12 protein-coding genes are annotated in these 18,543 nt (G+C 71.8%); 3 read left to right on the top strand and 9 right to left on the bottom strand.

From position 1 onward, the window contains the following. Positions 1-548 precede the first annotated feature (548 nt). Positions 549-2,105 (top strand): aldehyde dehydrogenase family protein, encoded by a 1,557-nt coding sequence (locus tag AHOG_RS19030; protein ID WP_245856320.1) that lies wholly within the window; start codon positions 549-551, stop codon positions 2,103-2,105. A gap of 176 nt (positions 2,106-2,281) precedes the next feature. On the opposite strand, the gene AHOG_RS28760 is transcribed toward AHOG_RS19030, so the two are convergent. From AHOG_RS28760 to AHOG_RS19000, 6 genes are all read right to left on the bottom strand, one after another. Next, positions 2,282-2,482, bottom strand: a complete 201-nt coding sequence (locus AHOG_RS28760) for a hypothetical protein (protein ID WP_157736916.1) — start codon at positions 2,480-2,482, stop codon at positions 2,282-2,284. Positions 2,483-3,022: 540 nt separating this feature from the next. After that, positions 3,023-3,580, bottom strand: a complete 558-nt coding sequence (locus AHOG_RS30070; protein ID WP_093942561.1) for an ArsR/SmtB family transcription factor — start codon at positions 3,578-3,580, stop codon at positions 3,023-3,025. A gap of 4 nt (positions 3,581-3,584) precedes the next feature. Further along, positions 3,585-4,661 (bottom strand): serine hydrolase, encoded by a 1,077-nt coding sequence (locus AHOG_RS19015; protein WP_093942560.1) that lies wholly within the window; start codon positions 4,659-4,661, stop codon positions 3,585-3,587. Positions 4,662-5,168: 507 nt separating this feature from the next. Next, positions 5,169-5,561 carry an HNH endonuclease gene (locus AHOG_RS19010; RefSeq protein ID WP_093944600.1) on the bottom strand — a complete coding sequence of 131 codons (393 nt, stop codon included), beginning with the start codon at positions 5,559-5,561 and terminating at the stop codon, positions 5,169-5,171. 98 nt (positions 5,562-5,659) lie between these two features. Further along, a complete protein-coding gene (locus AHOG_RS19005) occupies positions 5,660-7,717 on the bottom strand; it encodes a UvrD-helicase domain-containing protein (RefSeq protein WP_157736915.1) in 2,058 nt (685 codons plus the stop codon). A 342-nt stretch (positions 7,718-8,059) separates the two neighbouring features. Beyond that, positions 8,060-9,091, bottom strand: coding sequence for an MBL fold metallo-hydrolase (locus tag AHOG_RS19000; RefSeq protein ID WP_245856319.1), 1,032 nt, complete (start codon positions 9,089-9,091; stop codon positions 8,060-8,062). A 245-nt stretch (positions 9,092-9,336) separates the two neighbouring features. Here AHOG_RS19000 and AHOG_RS18995 point away from each other — a divergent pair, with 245 nt between their 5' ends. After that, on the top strand, positions 9,337-10,260 hold the full coding sequence (locus AHOG_RS18995) for a LysR family transcriptional regulator (protein ID WP_093942557.1): 924 nt from the start codon (positions 9,337-9,339) through the stop codon (positions 10,258-10,260). Between the two features lie 570 nt (positions 10,261-10,830). Next, a complete protein-coding gene (locus tag AHOG_RS18990) occupies positions 10,831-13,044 on the top strand; it encodes a thiamine pyrophosphate-dependent enzyme (protein ID WP_245856318.1) in 2,214 nt (737 codons plus the stop codon). A gap of 1,929 nt (positions 13,045-14,973) precedes the next feature. On the opposite strand, the gene AHOG_RS18975 is transcribed toward AHOG_RS18990, so the two are convergent. The 3 genes from AHOG_RS18975 to AHOG_RS18965 all read right to left on the bottom strand — a co-directional run bounded on the left by AHOG_RS18975 (position 14,974) and on the right by AHOG_RS18965 (position 18,324). Next, positions 14,974-15,807 (bottom strand): ABC transporter ATP-binding protein, encoded by an 834-nt coding sequence (locus AHOG_RS18975; protein WP_093942553.1) that lies wholly within the window; start codon positions 15,805-15,807, stop codon positions 14,974-14,976. Beyond that, positions 15,804-16,898: a FecCD family ABC transporter permease gene (locus tag AHOG_RS18970; RefSeq protein ID WP_376700056.1), complete on the bottom strand. Its 1,095-nt coding sequence runs from the start codon at positions 16,896-16,898 to the stop codon at positions 15,804-15,806. Before AHOG_RS18970 ends, AHOG_RS18975 begins: the two co-directional genes overlap by 4 nt. A 442-nt stretch (positions 16,899-17,340) precedes the next feature. Next, positions 17,341-18,324 (bottom strand): ABC transporter substrate-binding protein, encoded by a 984-nt coding sequence (locus tag AHOG_RS18965; protein WP_311770150.1) that lies wholly within the window; start codon positions 18,322-18,324, stop codon positions 17,341-17,343. Positions 18,325-18,543 lie beyond the last annotated feature (219 nt).

The raw sequence follows: 18,543 nt of genomic DNA, 5'->3' as shown, positions 1-18,543 counted from the left end.
CGGCGGCCTGAGCCGCCGCCGTCTCGACGCCGCCTCCGCTCCATCGCTCCGCCGGCGGTCGGGCGCCGGTACGGTCCGGTGACGGGGCCGTCGCCCGTCCGCACGGCATGGACTCGCTTGATCGGAGTCCTCCTCGCCGCGATCGCGCCGCAGGTCCTAGGCGGCGTGGCCCGCTCGCTGCGGCAGCCGACGATGTCACGGTCCGGCCGCATCCGGCCGGATCGGGGCCGGCGGTGTCGGGGCAGGCGCGGTGTCGGGCACGAGCAGGCGTCGTCCGGATACCAGCGCCAGCGTTGCTTGGGCACCTGACAGGCATCAGCCGCGCTGCGGCGTCTTCCCCGCGTCGCGCACGGGCGGCAGACTCGCCACGGGCGCCCCGGCTGCCGCCCGGCGGCGAGTCGGGCGACTCGACAGGAGCCCGACGTCCGGGCAGGCTCTCGTGGAGCGTGGCGGCGGAGCGACTCGACGTGGTCGGTGACGGCCGCCCCGGCGGCAGCCGGCGGCCGAGAACCGGTCGTCGGCCCAGGATGAAGCGAAGGAGCGCATCGGTGACAACCACCGCGAAGGTGATCAGTTCGGTGATCGACGGCCAGGAGGCCGTGTCGGGCGGCGGCGAGTACGTGTCCCGGAACCCGTCGCGGCTCGACGACGTGGTGGCCACGGTGACCCTGGGCGGGCCGTCGACGCTCGCCGACGCCGCTCGGTCGGCCAAGCGCGCCCAGCGGGAATGGGCGGCCGTGCCGCCCCCGGTGCGTGGTCGCGTCATCGCGTCGTTCGGCAGGCTCGTCGAGGCGAACAAGCAGACGCTGGCGGAGCTGGTCACCCGCGAGATCGGCAAGCCGCTCGCCGAGGCGCTCGGCGAGGTGCAGGAGATCATCGACACGGCCGACTTCTTCCTCGGCGAGGGCAGGCGGCTCTACGGGCAGACGGTGCCCTCGGAGATGCCGGACAAGCAGCTCTTCACCTTCCGTGTCCCGGTGGGCGTGGCCGCGGTGATCACCGCGGGCAACTTCCCCGTCGCCGTGCCGTCCTGGTACCTCGTCCCGGCGTTGCTGTGCGGCAACGCGGTCGTGTGGAAGCCCGCCGAGTACGCCTCCGCCAGCGCGCGGGCCCTGGCGGAGCTGGCGTGGCGTGCGGGCGTCCCGGCAGGTGTGCTCAACCTCGTGTACGCCGACGGTGAGAACACCTTCGCCGGCCTGGAGCAGGCGCTGACGGAGGGCACGGTCAACAAGATCGGGTTCACCGGTTCGAGTGCCGTCGGCGTGAAGGTCGGCGAACTGGCGGGCAGGCACCTCCAGTCGGCCTGCCTGGAACTGGGCGGCAAGAACCCGATGGTCATCGCGCCCGACGCCGATCTCGACCTGGCCGTGGAGGGCGCGCTGTTCTCCGGCTTCGGTACCGCGGGTCAGCGCTGCACCTCGCTGGGCAGCGTCATCGCCCACGTCGACGTGCACGACGAGTTCGTCCGCAGGCTCACCGCAGCGGTCGAGAACGCGGTCGTCGGCGATCCCCGCGAGGACGTGCTCTACGGCCCCATGCTCGATCAGAAGTTCGCCGACAACTATGAGCGGATGCTGGGCTGGATCGCCGACCACCACACGGTGCTCGGCTCGACCGCGACCGGCCGGATCACCGACGCCGCCCCGCGTGCCGGATTCCTCGGCGACCACTCCGCCGGGCTCTTCTACCACCCGGTGCTGCTCGACGGGGTCCGGCCGGACGACCAGGTCTTCCTGGAGGAGACCTTCGGGCCGCTGGTCGGCGTCACCACCTATCGGACCCTGGACGAGGCACTGGAGCTGGCGGACCGGCCTGGCTACGGACTGTCCGCGAGCGTCTACACCACGGACCCGACGACCGCGTTCCGGTTCCGCGCGGGCATCGGCGCGGGCATGGTGAGCGTGAACAACTCGACCTCGGGCGCCGAGGCTCATCTGCCCTTCGGCGGCAACGGCCGATCCGGCAACGGCAGCAGGCAGTCCGGCATCTGGGTGCTGGACCAGTTCACTCGTTGGCAGTCGCTGAACTGGGACTTCTCCGGGAAGCTGCAGAAGGCTCAGATGGACGTCGCCACGATCGAGCCGGACCTGGACTTCCGTCTCTGATCGACCACCGGCTCGAACGGGGCGTCCGGCACTGACCGGGCGCCCCGGCTGTCGTCTGCCTCTCCGCCGGGTGGCGAGTCGATCGCCGTGATGTTCGGCGTACTCCCGGCCGAGGACCGTGCCGTAGGAGTTGCCGAATCTTCTTCTCGCCGAGCGCGGCACGGATCAGGTCCATGTCATGCGTGAGGCGACTCGGCGTCGGCGTTCGCGGCAGGTTCGGCGTCCTGCTCCACGCAGCTGGGGCCGTAGCGCTCGACGGCGGCCTGGTTATCTCGGCAGGCCCCTTCGGAGTCGAGTACGGCGCCCACCGGGGGCGCGACGTCGGCATCGCGGATCGGGGTGCTCGTGCCGTAGCCCCGTGCGTCGAAGGTGATCACGTCGCACCACTCGGTGCGCTCGGCGAGCCCGTCGCGCCCGTCCGGCCGAGCAGGAGCGGCAGGGCGGGGCGGGACCGCCGGGGTGGAAGAGGATCGTGCCGCGCCGCTCCGCGGGCTGTCGTGCCGGGAGGCGGCGAGGCCGAGCGTGATCCGTCCGTCGTCGTCGGGACGGGCGTGGTGGACCGGGACGTCGAGCGTGGTGCACCGCACCTCGGGCGACTCGGCGCAGGCGCGCCAGTCCAGATTCCCGTCGGCGGGGCGCCTCGGTGACGGGAGCCGTCATCGCGAGTGCCTGCGCGGCGGCGTCGGACCGCGCACCGGGCGCGGGGGCTCCGCACGACGCGACCAGGAGGAACGCGGCGAACGGCCTGCCGAGCAGAGGTCTGCCCGACGCCGGGGAGCATGAGGTCGCCCCTGTCGTCCGACGACACCGGCCGCATCGACGCCTGCCTTACGCTCTTCCCCCTGCCTGCCTGCCTGCCTGCCTGCCCGCGGCCGAGGGCATGGCAGGCAGGGGGTGCGGTCCGCTCCGGAAGCGGCTCACCGCAGTGATCCCGCGATGTCACCCGCCGCCAGCAGGAGCACGGCGACGGGGATCAGCCGGGTGAGCGGCACACGGTAGCTGCCCCGGCCGTCCTGTTCCACGAGGCCGACACCCGTGAGGGTGCGCAGGTGGTGGTAGAACTGGCCGGTCGAGTTCAGCCCCGCGCTCTCCTGAAGTTCCGCCGCCGTGGCCGAGGACGCCAGCAGCCGTCGGACGATGGCGGCCCGGCCGGGATGTCCCAGCGCGCTGAGCACCCCCGCCGCAGGCGGCAGGGGCAACGACATGACGCCCTCGGCGCTCAGGGTGATCTGCCAGCGCACGCCGCCCGCCCAGTCGGTCTCACCCTGGTAGCCGATCACGCCTCGGCCCGCGGGCGGAGGTCCGTCGTCACCCGTCGACACGTCGTCCGACGGTGGGGGCGCGGTGGTCTGGCCGCCACCCTCCGCCGGGCCAGGCGGAGCCGTCGCCGCCGACGACGCGGCCTCGGACAGCTCGGCCTCCAGCCGGAGGACTCTCGTCTCCAGTTCGGCCACGCGCTGTTCGATGTCGTTCATCGTGTCATTCTGCGCCAACCACTTCGCGCAGTCGCTCGGCCGCCTCCGGGTCCCGCAGAACGTCGTAGATCAGCATCTGGTGACCGCCCGCGAGTCCCGCCGCCCAGTCCTCCATGGACATGCCGGTGATCACGAAGGTGAGGGAGGAGAGCGTGCCGTCCGGGTGACGCAGCATCCAGCTGTCGGAGAGCTGTCCGGGGAAGCTGCCGCCCTTGGCGGTCACGCCCTCCAACGAGGTCCAGTCGAGATGCCCGCCCGCGACCTCGGCGGCCCGCGGGTCGCCGAGCCCGTCGTCGACCAGTCGGCGATGCAGTTCCTCGATGTGGCGGGGTTCGACGCGCCCGACCTCGTCGGCCCAGGCGACCTGCGTGTCCCAGTCCGGCAGCTGCTGCTCGAGCACGGTCGAGTGGAACTCCTCGTCGGTGAGGTAGCGCTCGGCCAGCGCGTCATCGCCCTCGCCCGCCAGCTCGGGCATGAGCAGTGCGACGGCGGCGCCGAGGAAGTTGGGGAGCTCGGTGGGCTCCCAGCCGATGCGGGCGGCGGCGTCGAGCATTCGCTGATCGCCGAGGTGGTCGCGGAGCAGGTCGGTGCCCGCGTTGTCACTGAACTTGATCATCGAGTGGACGACGTCGTCGATGGGGACCTCCTGTTCCTTGTCGGCCGGATCGATGCCCAGCTCCTCGAGGGCGGCCGGATGCGCACCGCCGTCGGTGCCCTCCATGTAGTAGGCCTCCCACTCGCCGAGTGTGACCGTCGACGCCGGGTCGATCTCGCCCTCGGCCACGGCCAGCGAGTACGCGGCCAGGTGCAGGATCTTGCGCGTCGAGGCGAACGGCTTCGGCTCGTCGGCCCCGAGCGACCAGGTGGTCCCGCGCCCGTCGTCGAAGACGAGGCCTGCGGAGTCGCGATTCTCGGCGAGATAGGCCCACCAGTCGAGTTCCTCGCCCGGCACGGGCGCCGTCGAGGACGTCGATGCCGCCGTCGACACCTCGGTGTCCGCGGGCGGCGTGCTCGCCGAACTCGCGCCGCACCCGGTGCCGACGAGCAGCAGACCGGACAGCAGTAACGGTTGCCATCGCATGAACGGATCTCCAGATGTTCGGAATTACGGAATTCTGGAAGAGTAGCAGGCGATTCGGTCTTCTGGGTCACGGCCGCGGCATCGGCGGGATGTCGGCTCGTGGGGACGCGGTGGTCACCGGGCGGACGGTGTGCCTCGGGCGACCTGCGCGGACGTTCCGACAGACGCGGCCCGGCGCGGGACTTCCGACAGGCGGGTGCCCGGCCGCCGGGCGGCGGCCGGCTGGCGAAGACGCCCGCCGAGGCGGTGAGGGCACGGTGTCCTCGGACATCGGATGCAGCCGGCAGCACGGTGCCGCCGTCCCCGGCGGTCGGCCGTTCGGCCCCGCATCCGGGAACGCGCGGGACGGCGGCGGCCCCGACACACGTCGGCGTCCTGCCCGCGCTGCGCATCGTGGTCGCGCGACGGGCGAGGGCCGCCGTCCTGCCATCCGTGGGCGAGACCGGAGAACGGCCGTCGACCGGCCCCGTGCCGCCTGCCGACCGAGGAGCGTCCGCGACGGGCCGCTCAGCAGGCGGGGAAGCGGCGCCGCATCCGGCGAAGCTGCCCCTGAAGGTACGGCCGGGCGCGGCGCTGGCCGCCGCGCTCGGCCACGGCCTGCGCGAAGGCGGTCAAGGCACGCAGCACCCGTCCGGCGTCGGGCCGCCAGCCGCGCTGCTCGCAGTCGGCCAGCCAGTCCACCGGACTGATGTGGCCCCTGCTGCGATTACAGCGTCCGCAGGCCGCCACCTCGTTCTCCAGCCACGAGGGGCCGCCCTTGACCCTCGGCACCAGGTGGTCCGTGGTGGGAAGTCGAATCGAGGAGAACTCCCGACCACACCAGATACAGGTCGGTCCGTCGCGATCCAACACGGAGCGCAGTCGGTCGGCCCGATTGGACTGGCGAAGCCGTGTCGTCATGTCGACATCCTCCCGACGACCTCTGCCGACGGAGAACCGCTCCCGCACACTGCGATGTCGCCGAGACCGGCCGCAGGAACCGCCCTTGCGCGTCGTGGTCATGACGACCCCGGTCCCTTCCCTGCCGTGACACGTCCCACCCACAGGCGGTCCCGTGCCCGGGTCGCCGCCACCAGCCGTTGCCGCGTCGCCTGTTCGGCGCGTTCGCGTCGGACCCCGTCGTCCAGACCGACGTCGCCGACCGTGATGAGAGCCCTGAACACCGCGGAGAACTCCAGGCCCTTCGCCCGGAGAACCGTTCCGACCTTGACCGTGCCGGTCTGAGCGCCGTCGTGGTCGTCCAGGCGCGAGACGGCGACTCCCGCATCCGCCGGCGCGCGGAACATCCGTCGAGTCTCGGCGTTGGTGGTCGCCAGCACGGCGACGTCGCCGGTCTCGTCGACGGGCACCGCGCGCACGGCCGCGACCAGGCCGGCGTCGAAGTCCTCATCGGATCCGGTCCACTGGTCGACCCGGCCGCCGGGATGTGCGACCACGGCGTCACGCAGTGCGATGCCCGCCGCACCGTCGAGGTCGTCGACCTGATCGACGGCGTCAAGCCTCCTGGCGTATCGGATGATCTCGGCCGAGTTGCGGTAGTCGGTGCGCAGGATCTCGCCGCGGCCCCGCACTGGGATGCCCGCGTCGGACAGTGGCCACCCGCCCGGATGGACCTGCTGCTGTCCGTCGCCGACCCGGAGCAGGCCGTCGGGCCGGTCGTCGACGAGGCCGTGCAGCAGGCGCAGCCGCAGCAGCACCACGTCGGGGACCTCGTCGACGACCACGGCCGAGTACGACCGCCCGGGTGGTCGTCGTCGGATCTCCTCGTGCGGGGCCGCGAGCAGGTCGTTGTCGTCGTAGACCCCGCGATCGCGAAGGTTGTGCTGGTACCGCTCGTACAGAGCCCAGACCAGCGCGCGCTGGTCCACGGTGAGTGCCACACGCCTGCCCCGTCGGTGCACTCCCCGGTACTGCGCGAACGAGGTGAGGCCCCGCCCTTTGATCACTCGGTCGATCTCGGTCCGCCAGTAGTCATACGGGGTCAGTGCCTGGAGATCCTCGGTCCGATGACGTCGCCAGGCCGACGCGAAGCAGTTTCGGACGGCCCGCCGGTCCACCGTCAGCGGCCGTCCCCGCTCGGCGAGGAGCCCCCGCGTCCAGCGATGGAGGCCGACGAACTCGACGCGGTCGGCCACCTCCGGTGCCAACCGCTGGCAGGAACGCTGATGGACCGCGGGCGGCGAACGAACGAAGGTGGTGAAGAGCAGCCTGTCCGAGGACCTGCGAGCCATCCTGGCGAGTCGGTGCAGGGCGACCACCGTCTTCCCGGTGCCCGCCGGGCCGCTGATGCGCGCCGGCCCGGAGTGGATCCCTTCGACGAGGTCGGTCTGTCGCGAGTCCAGGAAGGCGATCCGGGAGACGAAGGCCCCGGAGACGGCCCGGTCGCGGGCCGCCCCGCGCACGGTGTCCTCATCGAACAGCGGACTCGTCTCGGTCGACGACGTGTCCTCGTCGATCGCCACGAGATCGTGGTCCGGAAGCCGCCGGGCCGCCGCCTCGGCGACGCGCGCGGCCTCCGCTCGTCGCAGGCGAGGCGAGTCCGTGCGCACGAGCCGGTCCAGGGTCCGTTCGTCGAAGTGGAGCAGCGCGCCGGTCGAGCGGCCGTGACCACCCGCGTTCGCCGCCGCGATCGAGACGAGCCGCGCCGTCGCACCCGCGTGGCTGCGGTCGCCACTCAGCGGGGTGTCCGCCAACGCCTCCGCCGCAGGGCGCGCCACGGCGGCCGGCTCACGGGCGGACCGGGGGGCGAGCTCCGGGGGCGCCCCCTCTCCACCGGGGCGGGCGGCGCTCGAGGCAGCGTGCGAGCCGGGGTCGGGATCTTGGGTGTGTTCGGGGGCGAAGACTCCGGCCGGGCCGATGAACAGCGCGTCACCGCGGTCCGGCGTCCGCCGTCTCGGCAGCAGGAGGCGCCAGCCGAGCGGGTACCTCGTGAGGAAGACGCTCGGCACCCGACGTCGCCAGGCGGGTCTGGGTGGATGACGGGCGCTCGACTCGGCGAGCCGGGCCATGAGTCGTCGCAGCGCAGCGTCCTGTGTACCGCCCGCCAATCGGATCACCCCCGCGTCCAGCGTGTGCCCGGTGCCGACCGTAGCGCCGAGGGTGAGCGAAATCGATCAACATCGGCGGCCTCACTCTTGTGGTGACGCGAGCCGACCCGTTGGGCGGGCGGGGTGATTACTAACTGTTATGTTGAGTCCGCTATTTTTCACTCTATAGTGTCAGTGCTGATCAAAGGAAATACTGGATCAGTCGCCCGCTCCACCGCCTCCGAGGCGGTGACAAGGCCCGATCCTCCTCGAACCGCGTCGAAGACATCGGCGGTCTCTCGCGTCGCCGAGCACACCCCGGCCCGGGCGCCCGTTGACTCGGATACGCACCGGTGGCCTCGACGTCTCCCGTCATGTCGTCGACTCGTCCGACCCGGCGGCACCGCCCACGCGATCGCTCGGGCCGGTCAGTGCCCGTCCGGGCTTCGGGTTGAGCACGCGGCTCTCGCCCACCGCCAGGTCCCACAGCATCTCCCTGGGGTGGGCCGCGTCGTCCCAGGCGGCACGGAGGCGATCGATGGGCTCGCACACCGGCTCACTGCTCAACGCGAAGGTCCCCCAGTGCATGGTGGCCATCCGACGTGCGCCGAGGTCGTCGAACGCCTGCACCGCCTCCTCCGGGTTCAGATGCGCATGCCGGGACAGCCACTGCGGTGAGTAGGCGCCGATGGGCAGCATGGCCACGTCGAGATCGGGATGGCGCCTGCCGATCTCGGCGAACCAGTGGCCGTACCCGGAATCGCCCGCGTGGTAGAGACGATGCCCGGCAGGTTCCTCGATCACCCAGCCGCCCCAAAGCGTGCGACACGTGTCGAAGAACAGCCGACGACTCCAGTGGTGTGCCGGAACGAACTCGAACCGCAGCCCGCCGACCTCGACGGACTCCCACCAGTCCAACTCGACGACCGTCCGGAAGCCGCGCCGCATGAACCAGCCGCGAAGTCCGGCGGGGACCAGCATCGGCGTGTCCCTCGGCAGCCTGCGCAGCGTCGGCATGTCCAGGTGGTCGTAGTGGTTGTGGCTGATCACGACCGCGTCCACCCGAGGAAGCTGCGACCAGTCCAGCCCGGCGGGCGTGAGCCGAGGCGCCACGCCGGGAATCCGCGTCGACCACACGGGATCGGCCAGCACGCACGCCCCGCCGATGCGCAGAACGAACCCCGCATGCCCCACCCAGGTGACACTCGCCGCGCCCGCCTCGATGGCGGGCAGGCCGGTACGCAGCACGGGAACGCGGTCTCGGGCGCGCGCGGGCGTGCGCAGTCCGCCGGAGAGGAGCAGCCGGAGCATGTCCTTCGTGCCGGGAGGCGGCGAGGTCACCCGGTCGGCGAACGACCGGAACGCACGTCGAGACGCGGGCTCCGCCGCAGTGCTCTTGATCATGGTCATCAGCCTCACACGGCCAGGGACGTCGTCCATCAGGGGCGACCCGGTGTTCCCCCTCATCGTCGACCCTGATCTCCCGGAGCGCAGGGCCATGCCGACGTCACCGGGGTCTCACGGCTGACCGTCGACGGCGAGGCCCGACCAGGATGGCAGCGTCACGGACGGCGGCTCTTCGACGACCGCCCGGTCCGTAGCCGCCCCGTGCACCGATTCCGCCTGCCCGCCTCCGTAGCATCCTCGGAGTGCTCAACCCCATCCACCTGCGGACCTTGCAGGAGTGTGTGCGCACCGGCTCGTTCGCCGAGGCGGCGCGCGCACTGGGCTACACCGCCTCGGCGGTGTCCCAGCAGATGATGCTGCTGGAACGGGCCGTCGGTGCCCCGCTCTTCGAACGGTCCGCGAGATCGGTGCGCAGCACCGCCGTCGGGGATCTGCTGGCCGTACGCAGCCGTGACGCGCTCGGCGCACTTCATCAGCTCGAACGTGAGGTACGGGCGATGGTCGTCGGCGATCGAGGCAGGTTGCGGCTCGGCAGCTTCGCCACGGCCAACGCGCGGGTCCTGCCCGCCGCGTTGGCCGCCGTCGTCGCCGACCGTCCCGGCGCCGAGGTGCATCTGGACGAGGGCGAACCGGACGAGGTGCTCGGCGGGGTCCTGGACGCCACCCTCGACGCGGCGGTGGTCTTCGAATACGACCTGGACCCTCGCTCATGGCCGGTGGAGTTGTCGCGCGTCGAGTTGTTCGCCGAGGCCCTCGTTCTCGCGGTGCCCGCCGACCACCGGCTGGCCGAGCAGACGGAGATCGGCATCGGCGAACTCGCCGACGACGCCTGGATCTGCACCCGGGAGGACACCGCCGGTGCGCGGGCATTGACCCGACTCGCCGCCTCGGCGAACTTCGTGCCCAGGATCGTGTGTCGGAGCAACGACTACGGGGTCGTCCGGGATCTCGTCGCGCGCGGACTGGGCGTCGCGCTGCTGCCGGGGCTGGCCATCGAGGACGAGTCGCTGCGGGTGCTGCGGCTCGTCGGCTGGCAGCCGTGCCGTCGGGTGCTGGTGCTGTTCCGGCCGGGCAACACCAACCCGTTGCTGCCGCTCGCGTTGGAACGGCTGGCGCGGGCGAGCACGGAGCTGCCCTGCGCCGTGTTGCACGAGGCGCGGCCCTGATCTCCTCGGCAGCGCGGACGTCGCACGGTCGTTCGTGGTGGTCGCAGGTCGCCGCGGGTGTGGTGGCCTCGACGCGCGGCGCAGGCGCCTCGCGATCGCCGCGCCGTTCGCAGCCTAGGGCGTGGTGGCGCCTGGAACCGCCGCGCGCCGGGAGGATCGACACCGCCCGATCTCCGGCGTTGCCCGCCGGACGAGGGCGGCGGGGCCGCCGATCGGCGCTGCCTGCTGACGGCCTGACCGATCGGCGTGTTCGGAGGTGGGCACGACGAGGTGCGTCACCGGAGGGGCCGGTCGTCGCGTCCGACCGATCCGGTGAGTGCGTGCTGTCGAACGTCGTCCCGGCCACGGCCACTCCCTCTCTCCGACTCGCGGCCACCGGGCGGCTCGGCGACGAGCAGCCCACGGCGGGGTGCGTACCGGCCGTGAAGGACTCCTGCGGCTGAGGACCACCGATTGATCCGCTGCGGCCCTTGGCCCGCATCGCCTGCGACGACCATGCTGAAGGGGCAGGTGCCCGCTGAGCGGACGCCTGGTGGTGGGCAATCCGGCCTGGCCTGGCGAGGGGTGCGTGTGACGAAGAACCCGGTGGACGAGTACTTCCTGACCGAGATCGCGGGGCTCTCCGCAGCCGACGCCGTCGACCCGGACGCGCCGCTCCCCGGCTACGCGGGGATGACGGGGGCTCGCCTGCTCAGCCTCTTCGACGCGCAGGCGGGCAGCCGACATCTCGATCTCGCCGCCCGTGCCCTCGGCGCGGCGGGGCAGGGCTTCTACAGCATCGGCTCGTCCGGTCACGAGGGCAACGCCGCGGTGGCCGCCGCCCTGCGGCCCACCGACCCGGCGCTGCTGCACTATCGTTCCGGCGCCTTCTACCTGCAGCGGGCCGCACAGGTGCCGGGACAGCGGCCGCTGCGTGACGTGCTGCTCGGAGTGGTGGCGGCCGCCGAGGAGCCGATCTCGGGAGGCAGACACAAGGTCTTCGGCAATCGAGATCTCGACATCATCCCGCAGACGTCCACGATCGCCTCGCATCTGCCCCGAGCCGTGGGCCTGGCCTTCGCGTTGGAGCGGGCGGGGAGCCTCGGCGTCTCGACCGGCCGGCCGTCGGACGCGGTGGTCGTCTGCAGCCTCGGCGACGCATCGGCCAACCACTCGACGGCCACCGGGGCGATCAACGCCGCGATGCACTGCGTCTACCAGGGCGTACCGCTGCCGCTGCTGTTCGTCTGCGAGGACAACGGCATCGGGATCAGCGTCCGCACTCCGACGGGCTGGATCGGCCGGAGCCATCGCGACCGGCCGGGGATCGACTACCTGGAGGCCGACGGGTCCGATCTGCCCGCCGCGCTCGAGGTCGCCAGGACCGCCGTCGACCGGGTACGCAGCGAGCGGCGACCGGTCTTCCTGCGGCTGTCGACGGTGCGGTTGATGGGCCACGCGGGCTCGGACCTGGAATCGGGATACCGCAGCAGGGCGGAGATCCTCGCCGACTATGCCCGCGACCCGGTGACGAGCACGGCACGGCTGTTGGTGACCACGGGGGTCGCCACGCCCGGCAGGCTCGTCGACCGTTATGAGGAGCTGCGCGCCGAGGTCGCGGCGATCGCGGCGGAGGTGGTCGCCCTGCCGAAGCTGACCTCGGCTGCCGAGATCGTCCGCCCCCTGGCCCTGTCCGGCGGGGCGGCGACGGCGCGGCAGGCGGCGACCTCGGCGCCGATCGCTCGCCGTGCCGAGTCGTTTCCCGACGGGCTGCCGGAGTCCGAAGGCCCGCTCACCCTCGCCCAGTCCGTCAACCGGTCCCTGGGCGACCTGCTCGCCGCCGACGACGGCGTTCTGGTCTTCGGCGAGGATGTCGGGCGCAAGGGCGGCGTCTACGGCGTCACGAAGGGGCTGCGCAGACGTTTCGGCCGGCTGCGGGTGTTCGACACACTGCTGGACGAGCAGAGCGTGCTGGGCACCGCCCTGGGCGCCGGCCTCGCGGGGCTGCTGCCGATCCCGGAGATCCAGTACCTCGCGTACCTGCACAACGCCGCCGACCAGATCCGTGGCGAGGCGGCGACGCTGCGGTTCTTCTCCGCGGGGCAGTACCGCAATCCGATGGTCGTCCGGGTGGCGGGCTACGGATATCAGAAGGGGTTCGGGGGGCACTTCCACAATGACAACGGAGTGGCCGCGCTTCGAGACATCCCCGGTCTCGTGGTCGCCTCGCCGTCCCGTCCGGATGACGCCGCCGCGATGCTGCGTACCTGTGTCGCGGCGGCTCGCATCGACGGAGCGGTGTGCGTCTTCCTGGAACCGATCGCGCTCTACCACACCCGTGACCTGCATGAGGACGGCGACGGCGCCTGGGCGGCACCGTATCCGACACCGCGGGATGCCGCCGGGCATGTGCCGATCGGGCGTGCGCGCCGCTACGGCGACGGGCCGGACCTCACCCTGATCAGCTTCGGCAACGGGGTGCGGATGAGCCTGCGGGTGGCGCATCGACTGGCGGAACAGGGTGTCGGGGCCCGAGTGGTGGATCTGCGCTGGCTGGCACCGCTGCCGGTGTCGGACCTGGTCAGCGAGGCCCAGGCCACCGGACGGGTGCTGGTGGTGGACGAGACGCGGCGCAGCGGAGGCGTGTCCGAAGGCGTGGTCACCGCGCTCGTCGACCATGGCTTCGCCGGGCGGATTCGGCGCGTCACCAGCGAGGACAGCTTCATCCCGTTGGGCAGGGCCGCCGAGGAGGTCCTGCTGGACGAGGCGACCGTCGAAGCCGCCGCGCTGGGGTTGCTGGCCTGAGCGTTCAGGATGACCGAGGAACGGACGGCCGCCGACGAGCACTCGAATGAGCAGGGCAGGGCGGTCCGACTTCGACCGGGCTCGGATGCTCGGCGTCGGGCGGTCCACGTCGACGACGACCCGGCCGTGCCGATCACAGGTGGCGAGGCGTCCGCGTCCCGGTGTCCTTCGGCTCTGGCTCGCCAGGACGGAGCCCGGCGTGTCCGCCGAGTTCGCCGACGGCGCGGACTGTCGGACGATCGGTGCTGAGGGGAAGTCGACGAACCGCGACGGATTCGTGGGCTCCGCGCCGGTACGTCGCTCGTGCAGGCATGTCCGTCCGGCACCGCGCTGGTTCACGTGGTCGACGTCGCAGGCCGCCCCCGCCGTCTGAAAGGTCGGCCTGCGGCGGATCGTCCTGCGGTTCGGTGATCAGCATGATCAGCGCGCGACGGTCGCGACGCCCCGGCGGGGAGCCGATCACGCGGCCGTTCGGCGGTGGCCGGCATCGTGGGACGTGCTGGATCACGGGGCGACGGCTCGGCGGCCGGGTGGCGACAAGCCCACGACCATCAGTCGCTCCTGCTCCCGGCCGGGCCGGCGTCGTCACCGGTGAGGCGGACTCGCTGATCAGCCGATCTCGTCGACGGAGACTGCGCCCGCGGGGGTCTTGCCGTCCGTGGTCGGGGCGTCGTGGCGGCCCGCTTCGTGGTCGCGTCGAGCGGCGTCGGCTCGCCGACCACCCCCGCCGCCGGGCATCGGCGACGAGGAGGCGGGCTCGACTCGATCGAGGTCGGACGAGACCCGAAGCCGGCGAGATCGGCGTCGCGCCGCCCCCGTAGGCGCGCGGCCTCGTCGGCCGACGGCGTCGTCGATGCGGTGACCGCGGGATGGACGGAGATCCACTCGATCGATATCTTGCGATTGTCGAACACCCGTTCGATCATCGAATCATGTCAGAACAGAGTGCGTACCCGGCCCGATTCCTTCCCCAGTCCCGATACGGTTCTCCGGCCGAGGCCGCCGAACCGGCCCGGTGTCACACCTGGGCCGGACGCCTGCATCGTGCGCGGTGCAGGCTCGTCTCGGCCCTGCGAACGGGGTTGCGGTACCTCGCTCACCAGCTGCCGGCAGCGATGCGCCCGCCGCCGTCGGCCCGCCACCCCGACGATCCGCCCGCCGTCGGGCTGCGATCTCACCCCCTGTTGCCCTTCGCTCGTCGGATGGCGGTGCGGGGCGAGGAGTGCCGGCCGGGCGGGCTGCTGCTCGAGGAGCAGACCGATGCCGACGAGACGAGTCAGGCGACGCGGGAGTGGGCGGCGCGTCGCGCTCTGAGCGGGGCACCGGGATCGGCGGTGGCGGACGTCGAGGAGTACCCGCATCCGTGCCACGAGGTCTTCGTCCGACACCGCACGTCGCGGCCTTCCACGGCGCGGCCAGACGACACGGTCGAGCCAGGGGACACGGCGCGGCCAGGGCCGAGCACCGCGGTCCTCGTGCGAGGTGACTCCGCACCGCCTGCCTGCTCCGGCACAGCTCGGGGAGCCCGGCCCGCGCCGAGCCCGCCTGTGTCAGGCGACGCCGTGCCTGCTCTCGGTGTGTGGGCGGGTGCCGTGCCCGCCCTCCGAGCGCCGACTCGTGCCCTGCCGTACGCGCCGAGCACATCCTGGGACGGCCGTCCGCCGTGTCCTCATCGTCGATGCGGCGCCGACCCTGATCGATGCCGGATCTCTCCAGCACCGGGGGCCTGCATCCGCCGACCACGCCCTTCGCGGGCCTGCCGAGACCGGCGGAGGTCGAGAAGCCGTGTGCTCCCGGCGGCGAAGGCCGTGGGAGTGCCACTTCACGGCTGCCTGCGAGCGGAGAGCCACACCTCGATCGTGAAGCGCGATCGCCCCGTACCGGCGGCCGTGTCGTCGGCCGAGTGGGATCGGACCGCATGTCGGCCGGTCAGAACTCAGGCGTCCGGGTCGTGGGCTCGGAATGCCGGGCTGCCTGAAGATCGGCTTCCCGACCGCGGACCGGGACCACCGCCCGGCTGCCGTCGGGAGCGGTCACGACGGCGACCTTGGCGTCATAGTGCGAGGCGAGCAGTGACTCGGTCAGGACATCCCGCGAGGTGCCGTCCGCCACCACCCGACCGTGATTCAACAGCAGTAGTCGCGTGGAGTACTGGCCGGCGAGGGTGAGATCGTGCAGTGTGCTGACGACGGTGACCCCGTCTTCGACGCGAAGCCTATCCACGAGTTCCAGAAGCGCCTGTGCATGGCCGACGTCGAGACCCGTGGTCGGCTCGTCCAGCAGGAGCAGACGGGGCTGTTGCGCCAGCACCCTGGCCAGCACGGCGCGTTGCCGTTCACCGCCCGAGAGGGTCCGCAGCTCGCGATCAGCCAACGCGACGAGATCCAGCCTGATGAGCACGTCGCCCACCACGGCGAGGTCTCGCCGGCCCTCTCGGCCGAGGGCGGGCAGATACGGGGCACGGCCCAGCAGCACGTAGTCGGTGACGGAGATCCCCGGCGGAATCTGCGGGATCTGCGGTGAGTAGCCGATCGCCCTCGCTCGTTGACGGTTGGTCATCGACAGCAGCGCTCGTCCTTCGACACGTACCACGCCTTGATGAGCCACCAGGCCGGCCACGGCCTTGAGGAAGGTGGACTTGCCCGCTCCATTCGGGCCGATCACGCCCAGCCACGCGCCCTCGTCGACGGTGGTGACCACGTCGGTCAGCACCGGTCCGGTCCGGTATCCGACAGTCAGGCCGGCGACGCTCAGCGCCGTCATCCTCGGCTCCTCATGCGCAGTATGACGGCGAAGAACGGTGCGCCGGCGAAGGCGGTGATCACCCCGATCGGCAGCTCGGCGGGAGCGATCACCGTCCGAGCCACCATGTCGGCCGCCGTCAGGAACGCGGCGCCGCCCAACAGAGAGAGGGGTACCACCACTCGATAGCTGCTCGCCACGATCAACCGGACCAGATGCGGCACCACGATGCCGACGAATCCGATCAGTCCCGCCACCGACACGGCGGCAGCGGTCGCCAACGAGGCGGCGATCAGGACGGCCAGCCGCACCCGACCGGGTCGCACGCCGAGGGCGGCGGCCTCCTCGTCGCCGACGCCGAGGAGGTCGAGCAGCCGTCCGCAGGCGCACAGCACCGCCGAACAGGCCACCACGTACGGCAGGACCAGCAGCACGTCGTGCCAGCCGGTCGTGTTGACCCCACCGAGAACCCAGGCATAGATCCGTCGCAGATCCTCGGTGTGCAGCTGCTGCACCAGGGTCTGTCCCGCTGTCAGGAAGGAGGCGACCGCCACACCGGCGAGAACGAGTGTCGCCGATCCGGCCGAAGCCGACCGACCTAACAACCAGGCCAGCCCGACGCCGCCCAGCGATCCGATGAACGCCGCGAACTGGACGGGACCGACGATCCAGTCGGCGGTGCCCGGAAGGACGGTCAGGGCGAGCGTGGCGCCGAGCCCCGCGCCTGCTGCCGCTCCGAGCAGGTATGGGTCGGCCAAGGGGTTGCGGAAGACCCCCTGGAATGCGGCGCCCGCCGAGGCGAGGGCCGCCCCGACCAGGCAGGCGAGCACGACTCTCGGGACTCGCAACTGCCAGAGGATGGCGGCCTCCCGCTCCGACAGCGGGGAGACCCCGCCCGTGAGCTGCGCGCCGATCTCGGCCAGCACTCGCGTCGGACCGAGATCGACGGCCCCGATCAGCACGGAGACCGTGACCACCGCCAGGAGCGCGGCCGTGGAGCCGAGGAGATGCCGGAGCCGCAGTCGGGTGGGGCGGGGCAGCACGGCGACAGGAGGAGCGACCGGGTCGATGGAGACGGTCCGGACGCCCCGATGAGGATCGGAGTTGCTCACGGCTGGTTCGGGGCTCCTTCTCGGCATACAGGCAGGCCCGGTTGATCGGAGGCTGAGAGACGGTAGGTGGTGGGTGATTCGACGTCCTGGTCGGAACACGTCGGAGCGTGGGGCCGATCGGTGGCGGCGTCCCCGAGGTGAGAGGTCTGACGGGCGATCGGGGCGCCGGAGCCGGTGACGGCGATTGAGGCTTCGGTCCACGGTGCGCCGCCCCGCACGTCACGTCGTCGAGACCGCCGGTGCAGGCGATGACGCCGCCTGGGCCGGACGGCGGGCACCGCCTCTGGTGTTCACCATTCTGCTGAGCGGTGCGCACCGGTCCGACTGCCCGCAGCATCGACGCGAGTTCGCGGGCGGTGCGCGCGATCACGACACCGGCCGTGGCCTACCGATCATGGTCCAGGCGCAAGCCGGCGAGGCCTCGTCCCGGTACCGCGCGGGGTCAGCCTGTCTGGTCCGTGGAGGTGGCGCCGTCGGCGACGGCTTCGACGAACTCCACGACTCGCGGTCCCCAGCGGGAGGCGAGGTCGTCGTCGAGCGGGACGACGGTGCCGGTCTGTACGGCGGTCATCGTCTCCCAGCCGGGGCGTTCCGCGATCGTCTCGGCGGACTGTCCGCAGCACACGACGTCGGCCAGGAAGATGACGTCGGGGTTGCTTTCGACGATGAACTCGTTCGCGAGCTGCGGGTAGTCGCCGCCTGCGGGTGCCTCATCGGCGATGTTGGTCATGCCGAACAGGCCGTAGACCTGGCCGATGAAGGTCGTCGACCCGACGCTGTAGAGGTCTTCGCTGACCTCGTGGTAAAAGCTCAGGCCTTCGGGGACGTCGGCGTCGGCGACGATCTCGTCGATCCTGGTCTCCAGGTCCGTGGCGAGGTCACGAGCGGCTTCGGCGTGTCCGGTGGCTTCGCCAAGGGCCTCGATCTGAGCGTAGGTGCCTGCGAGGTCTTCGGCGGCGGGCAGCAGCAGCACCGGCACGCCGACGGCCGTCATGCCCTCGACCAGACCCTCGGCGTCGTTCGCGGCGACCACCAGATCCGGGTGGTGATCGGCGACGGCCTCGGGACTCGGGGAGAATCCGGAGAGATCACTGGTCGGCGCCTCCGGCGGGTAGTCGGAGTTGTCGTCGACGGCGACGACCTGATCCCCCGCTCCGATGGCGAAGAGCATCTCGGTGGCGCTGGGGCTGAGGGAGACGATCTGCGTGGGCCGGTCCTCGATGGTGACCGGCTCGGCGCCCGCGATGGAGACCTGCACTGGGAAGTCGCCGTCGACCTGCCCGGCGGCGTCCGAGGGCTCTTCACGGCTCGCGCAGCCCGCGAGCCCCAGCACCCCCACCAGCGCCGTGAGCAGCAGCGCGGCCGAATCGCGCCGCCTGTGTCGGACGGTGGTGCCGGACGGGGCCTGCGGGTTCGTGTTGATCACAGCGGTTCCTCGTGCTCGGGCCGACGTCGGGTGGACGGCGATCCGCGAGGACCGTGGGAGACGGTGACCTGGTGGACACGTGAACCCCTGCGTCGGGAGTGTTGGCGTCGCGCTCCGTCGGTCGACCTGGCTCGTCCCCGAGACGGGGCATTACAGTTGCGGCACAGCGCCGGACTCGCACCGGACTTCGGCCTTCGGAGGCGCCCGCAGGCGGTTGAC

It is taken from the genome of Actinoalloteichus hoggarensis (assembly GCF_002234535.1).
GTDB lineage: Bacteria > Actinomycetota > Actinomycetes > Mycobacteriales > Pseudonocardiaceae > Actinoalloteichus_A > Actinoalloteichus_A hoggarensis.
This window is presented reverse-complemented; position numbering and strand designations above follow the sequence as displayed.

Coding starts and splice junctions, on each gene's coding strand:
- AHOG_RS30070 (WP_093942561.1), bottom strand. CDS start 3,580: ATGAACGACATCGAACAGCGCGTGGCCGAACTGGAGACGAGAGTCCTC.
- AHOG_RS19015 (WP_093942560.1), bottom strand. CDS start 4,661: ATGCGATGGCAACCGTTACTGCTGTCCGGTCTGCTGCTCGTCGGCACC.
- AHOG_RS19010 (WP_093944600.1), bottom strand. CDS start 5,561: ATGACGACACGGCTTCGCCAGTCCAATCGGGCCGACCGACTGCGCTCC.
- AHOG_RS19000 (WP_245856319.1), bottom strand. CDS start 9,091: ATGATCAAGAGCACTGCGGCGGAGCCCGCGTCTCGACGTGCGTTCCGG.
- AHOG_RS18975 (WP_093942553.1), bottom strand. CDS start 15,807: ATGACGGCGCTGAGCGTCGCCGGCCTGACTGTCGGATACCGGACCGGA.